At 77.0% G+C, this 6,978-nt stretch carries 1 protein-coding gene; it reads left to right on the top strand.

Annotated features, from left to right (window positions below; genetic code table 11):
• The coding region (locus tag ACIQOV_RS19610) for a type I polyketide synthase (RefSeq protein ID WP_401050019.1) at positions 1-6,978 on the top strand (6,978 nt) is incomplete at both ends.

Genomic DNA, 6,978 nt, shown 5'->3' with positions numbered 1-6,978 from the left:
AGCATCGCCTCCGGCCGGGTGTCGTACACCTTCGGCCTGGAGGGCCCGGCGGTCACCGTGGACACCGCCTGTTCCTCCTCCCTGGTCGCGCTGCACCTGGCCGTCCAGTCGCTGCGCGAGGGCGGTTGCGACCTGGCGCTGGTCGGCGGCGTCACGGTGATGACCACCCCGATGCAGATCGTCGAGTTCGGCCGCCAGGGCGGTCTGGCCTCGGACGGCCGCTGCAAGGCGTTCTCCGACGAGGCCGACGGCGCGGGCTGGTCCGAGGGCATCGGCCTGCTGCTGGTCGAACGGCTCAGCGACGCTCGGCGCCGCGGCCACCAGGTGCTCGCGGTGGTCCGCGGCAGCGCGATCAACCAGGACGGCGCCTCCAACGGTCTCACCGCCCCGAACGGCCCGGCGCAGGAACGGGTGATCCGACGGGCGCTGGCCAACGCCCGGCTGAGCGTCGAGGACGTGGACGCCGTGGAGGGCCACGGCACCGGCACCCGGCTCGGCGACCCGATCGAGGCCCGGGCGCTGCTGGCCACCTACGGGCGCGGCCGCTCCGCCGAACGCCCGCTCTGGCTCGGCTCGATCAAGTCCAACATCGGCCACACCCAGTCCGCCGCCGGGGTGGCGGGCGTCATCAAGATGGTCATGGCGATGCGCGACGGCACCCTGCCGCCCACGCTGCACGCGCGACGGCCCTCCGCCCAGGTCGACTGGTCGCCCGGCACGGTCCGGCTGCTGACCGAGCCGCGGCCGTGGCCGGCCGCCGACCGGCCCCGCCGCTCGGCGGTCTCCTCGTTCGGGATGAGCGGCACCAACGCCCACGTCATCCTGGAGCAGGCCCCGGAGCCCGAGCCCGTCGAGCCCGCCGCCGCCCCCGAGGGCACCGCCCCCGCCGAGGGCACCGGGCCCGCGCTCACCACCGGCCCGCTGCCGTGGCCGCTGGCCGCGAAGACGGCGGACGGGCTGCGCGGCCAGGCCGTCCGGCTGCGCGACGCCATGACCGCGGACGACGCCCCGCGGCCGGTGGACGTCGCCCGCTCCCTGCTGACCCGGGCCGCGCTGCCCAGCCGCGCCGTGGTGCTCGGCGCCGAGCGCGCGGAACTGCTGGCCGGCCTGCAGGCGCTGGCCGACGGGGAGTCGGCGGCCAACCTGGTGCGCGGCGAGGCCGCCGGCGGCACCGGGGTGGTCTTCGTCTTCCCCGGCCAGGGCAGCCAGTGGGCCGCGATGGCCCGTGAACTCCGGGACGCCTCACCGGCGTTCCGGCAGCGGCTGGAGCAGTGCGAGGCGGCGCTCGCGCCGTACGTCCCCTGGTCGCTGTCCGAGGTGCTGGGCGGCGCGCCGGACGCCCCCGACCTGAGCCGGGTGGACGTCGTCCAGCCGGTGCTCTGGGCGGTCATGGTGTCGCTGGCCGAGGCCTGGCGCTCGGTCGGCGTCCGCCCGGCCGCGGTCGTCGGCCACTCCCAGGGCGAGATCGCCGCGGCCTGCGTCGCCGGCGGCCTGACGCTGGAGGACGGCGCCCGGGTCGTGGCGCTGCGCAGCCGGGCGCTCGCCGCCCTCGCGGGCCGCGGCGGCATGGTCTCGCTGCCCGTCGGCCGGGAGCGGGCCACCGAGCTGATCGCCCCCTGGGGCGAGGGCCTCTGCGTCGCGGCGGAGAACGGCCCCGCCTCCACCGTGGTCTCCGGCGAGGCCGGCCCCGTCGAGGAGCTGCTGGCGCTCTGCGAGGCCCGGGAGGTGCGCGCCCGTCGCATCCCGGTGGACTACGCCTCGCACTCCCCGCAGGTCGAGGAGCTGCGCGAGCGCATCCTCGCCGACCTCGCGCCGATCACCCCCGGCTCCAGCGGCATCGCCTTCTACTCGACCGTCACCGGCGCGCCGATCGACACCGCGCGGATGGACGCCGGCTACTGGTACGACAACCTGCGCTCCACCGTCCGCTTCGAGCAGGCCACCCGCGCCCTGCTGGCCGACGGCCGCTCGGTGTTCGTGGAGAGCAGCCCGCACCCGGTGCTCACCATCGGCATCCAGGACACCGCGGACCAGGCAGGCACCCCGGTGACGGTCACCGGCACGCTGCGCCGCGAGGACGGCGGCCCGGACCGCCTCCTGGCGGGCGCCGCCGAGCTGTGGACCGCCGGGGTCGCCGTCGACTGGTCGGCGGCCTTCGCCGGCGGCACGCGCACCGCGCTGCCCACGTACGCCTTCCAGCGCCGCCGCTACTGGCCCGACCCGCTGCCCGCCCGGGCGCGGGCGGCCGGGGGCGGCGACCCCGCCGAGAGCGGGTTCTGGGACGCCGTCGAGCGCGGCGACGCCGAGGAACTGGCCGCCACCCTGCGGCTGGACGAGGCGCCCGGGGTCCTGGACGCGGTGCTGCCCGCGCTGGCCGGCTGGCACCGCGGCCGCCGCCGGGGGGCGACCGTCGACTCCTGGCGCTACCGGGTCACCTGGACCCCCGTCCCCGACCTGCCCGCGCACCCCCGGCTGGGCGGCCGCTGGCTGCTCGCCCTCCCGGAGGGCGGGAACGGCGGGGAGGTCGCCGACCTGCTGCGCTCGGCCGGGGCCGAGGTGGTCGAGCTGACCGTCGCCGCCGACGCCGACCGTACGGAGCTCGCCGAACGGCTGAGCGCCGTCGGCTCCGCCACGGGTGCGGTCTCGCTGCTGGCGAGCGCCGAGGACGCACCGCAGGCCCCGGCCGGGCCGGCCGCGACCGTCACCCTGCTCCAGGCCCTCGGCGACGCCGACCTCGACGCGCCGCTCTGGTCGCTCACCGGCGGCGCGGTGTCGATCGGCCGCGCGGACCCGTTGCGCAGCCCCGTCCAGGCGCTGGCCTGGGGCCTCGGCCGGGTCGCCGCGCTGGAGTACCCGCGCCGCTGGGGCGGGCTGATCGACCTTCCGGCCGTCCTGGACGCCCGGGCCGGAGCCCGGCTGGTGGCGCTGCTCGGCGGCGCCGCCGGGGACGAGGACCAACTCGCCGTGCGCGGCTCCGGGGTGTTCGCCCGCCGCCTGGCCCGCGCCCCGCGCGCGGCCGGGACGACGCTCGAACTGCCCGGCTCGGTGCTGGTCACCGGCGGTACCGGCGCGCTCGGCGCGGTCGTCGCCCGCTGGCTGGCCGGCCGCGGCGTGCCGCACCTGACCCTGCTCGGCCGGCGCGGCACGGCGGCGCCGGGCGTGGCGGACCTGGTCGCGGAGCTGACCGCGCTGGGCACCCGGGTGACCGTGGCCGCCTGCGACCTGACCGACCGGGAGTCGCTGGCCGGCGTGCTGGCGCGGATCCCGGGGGAGTTCCCGCTGGTCGGCGTGGTGCACGCGGCCGGCGTCGGCCAGGCCATGATGCTGGACCGCACCGGCCCGGCGGAGCTGGCCGAGGTGCTCGGCGGCAAGGTTGCCGGCGCGCTGCACCTGGACGAGCTGACCCGGGGCCTGGACCTGCGGATGTTCGTCACCTTCGGTTCGGGCGCCGGGATCTGGGGCAGCGGCGGCCAGGCGGCCTACGCGGCCGCGAACGCCTACCTGGACGCGCTGGTCCTCCGGCGCCGGGCCGAGGGCCTGCCCGGCACCTCGGTCTCCTGGGGCGCCTGGGGCGAGGTGGGCATGGTGTCGACCGACGCCGTCCGTGACCACCTGCGCGAGCGCGGCATGGTGCCGATGGACCCGGACCTGGCGATCGAGGCGCTGGCCGGGGCCGTCGACGCGGGCGAGGACTGCCTGACCGTCGCCGACATCGACTGGCCCCGCTTCGTCGACACCTTCACCGCCACCCGGGTCAGCCCGCTGCTGGCCGACCTCCCCGAGGCGCGGACGGCGGACGAGGAGCCGGCCGGCGAGGACCGGCGCCCGGACCTCGGCCGCCGGCTCGCCCCGCTGCCCGAGGCGCAGCGACGACAGATCCTGCTGGACCTGGTCCGCACCGAGGTCGCCGCCGTGCTCAAGCACCCGGACGTCCGGGCCGTCGAGGCCGCGCGGACCTTCAAGGACCTGGGCTTCGAGTCGCTCACGGCGGTCGAGCTGCGCAACCGGCTGAACCGGGAGACCGGCCTGCGGCTGCCCGCGACCATGGTGTTCGACCACCCGACGCCGACCGCCCTGGTGGCCTACCTGGAACGGGAGTTGGACCTCGGAGCCGAGGCGGGCCCGGCCGGCGCCGGCGCCGGCTCGGCGCCGGCCCCGGCCGGCCTGGACGAGCCGATCGCGATCGTCGGCATCGGCTGCCGTTTCCCCGGCGGCGTCCGCTCGCCCGGGGACCTGTGGACCTTGGTGGCCGACGGCGCCGACGCGCTCTCCTCCTTCCCCGTCGACCGCGGCTGGCCGGACCGGGTGCCGGGCGTGGACAACGCCGTCGGCGGCTTCGTGGACGACGCCACCGAGTTCGACGCCGGGCTGTTCGGGATCTCGCCGCGCGAGGCGCTGGCGATGGACCCGCAGCAGCGGCTGCTGCTGGAGGCGTCCTGGGAGGCCTTCGAGGACGCCGGCATCGATCCGCACGAGGTGCGCGGCAGCCGGACGGGCGTCTTCGCGGGCGCCTCGTCCTCGGGCTACGGCCACGGCCAGCTGCTCGACGGGGTCGAGGGGCACGTGCTGTCCGGCACCGCCAACAGCGTGATCTCGGGCCGCGTCTCGTACGTGTTCGGCCTGGAGGGTCCGGCGGTCACGGTGGACACGGCCTGCTCGTCCTCGCTGGTGGCGCTGCACCTCGCGGTGCAGGCGCTGCGGGTGGGCGAGTGCGGCATGGCGCTGGCCGGCGGCGTCGCCGTGATGGTGAACGCCGGCGCGTTCGGCGAGTTCAACCGGCAGGGCGGCCTGGCCTCGGACGGCCGCTGCAAGGCCTTCGCGGCCGCGGCGGACGGTACGGGCTGGGGCGAGGGCGTCGGCGTGCTGGTGCTGGAGCGGCTGTCGGACGCCCGGCGCAACGGGCACCAGGTGCTCGCGGTGGTCCGGGGGAGCGCCGTCAACCAGGACGGTGCGTCCAACGGCCTCACCGCGCCGAACGGGCCCTCGCAGGAGCGGGTGATCCGGCAGGCGCTGGCCAACGCGGGGCTGTCGGTCTCGGACGTGGACGCGGTGGAGGCGCACGGGACGGGGACCCGGCTCGGGGACCCGATCGAGGCGCAGGCGCTGCTGTCCACCTACGGCCGGGGCCGCGACGGCGAGCCGCTCTGGCTGGGATCGGTGAAGTCCAACCTGGGCCACACCCAGGCCGCCGCCGGTGTGGCGGGCGTGATCAAGGCCGTGCAGGCGATGCGCAACGGTGTGCTGCCGGCCACCCTGCACGTGGACGAGCCGACGCCGCAGGTGGACTGGTCGGCGGGCGCGGTGGAACTGCTGACCGAGGCCCGGCCGTGGCCGGAGGCCGGTCGCCCGCGCCGGGCGGGCGTCTCCGCCTTCGGGATCAGCGGGACCAACGCCCACGTCCTGCTGGAGCAGGCGCCGCCGGTCGAGGAGACGGCGCCGGCCGAGGAGGCCGCCGGGCCGACGCCGTGGGTGGTGTCGGCGCAGAGCGCCGGGGCGTTGAAGGCCCAGGCGGCGCGGCTGGCCGGGGCGTTGGACACCGACGCCCGTCCGCAGGACGTGGCGTGGTCGCTGGCGACCGGGCGGGCCGGGCTGGCCCACCGCGCGGTGGTGCTCGGCGACGGCCGGGCGGCGCTGCTGGAGGGTCTGGCGGCGCTGGCGGCGGGCGAGCCGTCGGCGCGGGTGGTCTCGGGCGTCACGGCCGAGGGCCGGACGGCGTTCCTGTTCACCGGTCAGGGTGCGCAGCGGGTCGGCATGGGTGCCGGGTTGTACGAGGTGTTCCCGGTGTTCGCCGAGGCCTTCGACGCGGTCTGTGCGGAGTTCGACCTGCTGCTGGACCGTCCGGTGAAGGACGTCGTCTTCGCGGGTGCGGAGGATCTGGACCGTACGGTGTGGGCGCAGGCCGGGCTGTTCGCGGTCGAGGTGGCGTCGTTCCGGCTGCTGGAGTCCTGGGGTGTGGTTCCGGACGTGCTGCTCGGGCACTCGATCGGTGAGGTGGCGGCGGCGCACTGCGCCGGGGTGTTCTCGCTGGCGGACGCGTGCGCCCTGGTGGCGGCGCGGGGCCGTTTGATGGACGCGCTGCCGAGCGGCGGGGTGATGCTGGCGGTGCAGGCCGGCGAGGCCGAGGTGCGTTCGGAGATCGGCGGCCGCCTGGACGTCGCCGCCGTCAACGGGCCTGCCTCGGTGGTGGTTTCGGGGCCGACGGAGGTTGTCGAGGAGTTCGCGGCGCGCTGGTCGGCCGAGGGCCGCAAGACCCGTCGCTTGGCCGTCTCGCACGCCTTCCACTCGGCCCTGATGGAGCCGATGCTCGCCGAATTCGCCTCCGTCCTGGCCGACTTGACCTTCGCCGAGCCGAAGGTCCCGATCGTGTCGACGCTGACCGGCTCGCCCGCCGAGCCGGGTCTGCTGACCACGCCGGAGTACTGGGTGCGCCAGGTCCGCGAGGCCGTCCGCTTCGCCGACGGCGTCGAGGCCCTGCACGGCCAGGGCGTGACCCGCTTCCTGGAGGTCGGCCCGGACGGCGTACTGACCGCTCTCGCCGCCCCGTTGGTGCCCGACGCCGTGGGCGCGCCGCTGCTGCGCAAGGACCGGGAGGAGCACGAGAGCGCTCTGGCCGCCCTGGCCGCGCTCTGGACGGCGGGCGCCGCGATCGACTGGTCCGAGGTGCTGCCCGCCGGCCGGCGCGTCGCCCTGCCGACGTACGCCTTCCAGCGCGAGCGCTACTGGCCCCGGTCCATCGACCTGGGGAGCCTCGTGGCCGACCCGGCCGAGGCCCGGTTCTGGCGGGCGGTCGAGAACCAGGACCTGGCCGGGCTGGCCGAGGCGCTGGAGATCGGCCGGGCACCCGAGGAGCTGGAGTCCGTCCTGCCGGTGCTGTCCTCGTGGCGGCAGCGCCGCCAGGTCGACTCGGTGGTGGACTCCTGGCGCTACGAGGTGGTCTGGAAGCCGCTGACCGGCCTCACGGAGACCCCCCTGTCGGGG

Origin of the sequence: Kitasatospora sp. NPDC091257, assembly GCF_044757675.1 — a bacterium.
GTDB lineage: Bacteria > Actinomycetota > Actinomycetes > Streptomycetales > Streptomycetaceae > Kitasatospora > Kitasatospora lactacystinica.
This window is presented reverse-complemented; position numbering and strand designations above follow the sequence as displayed.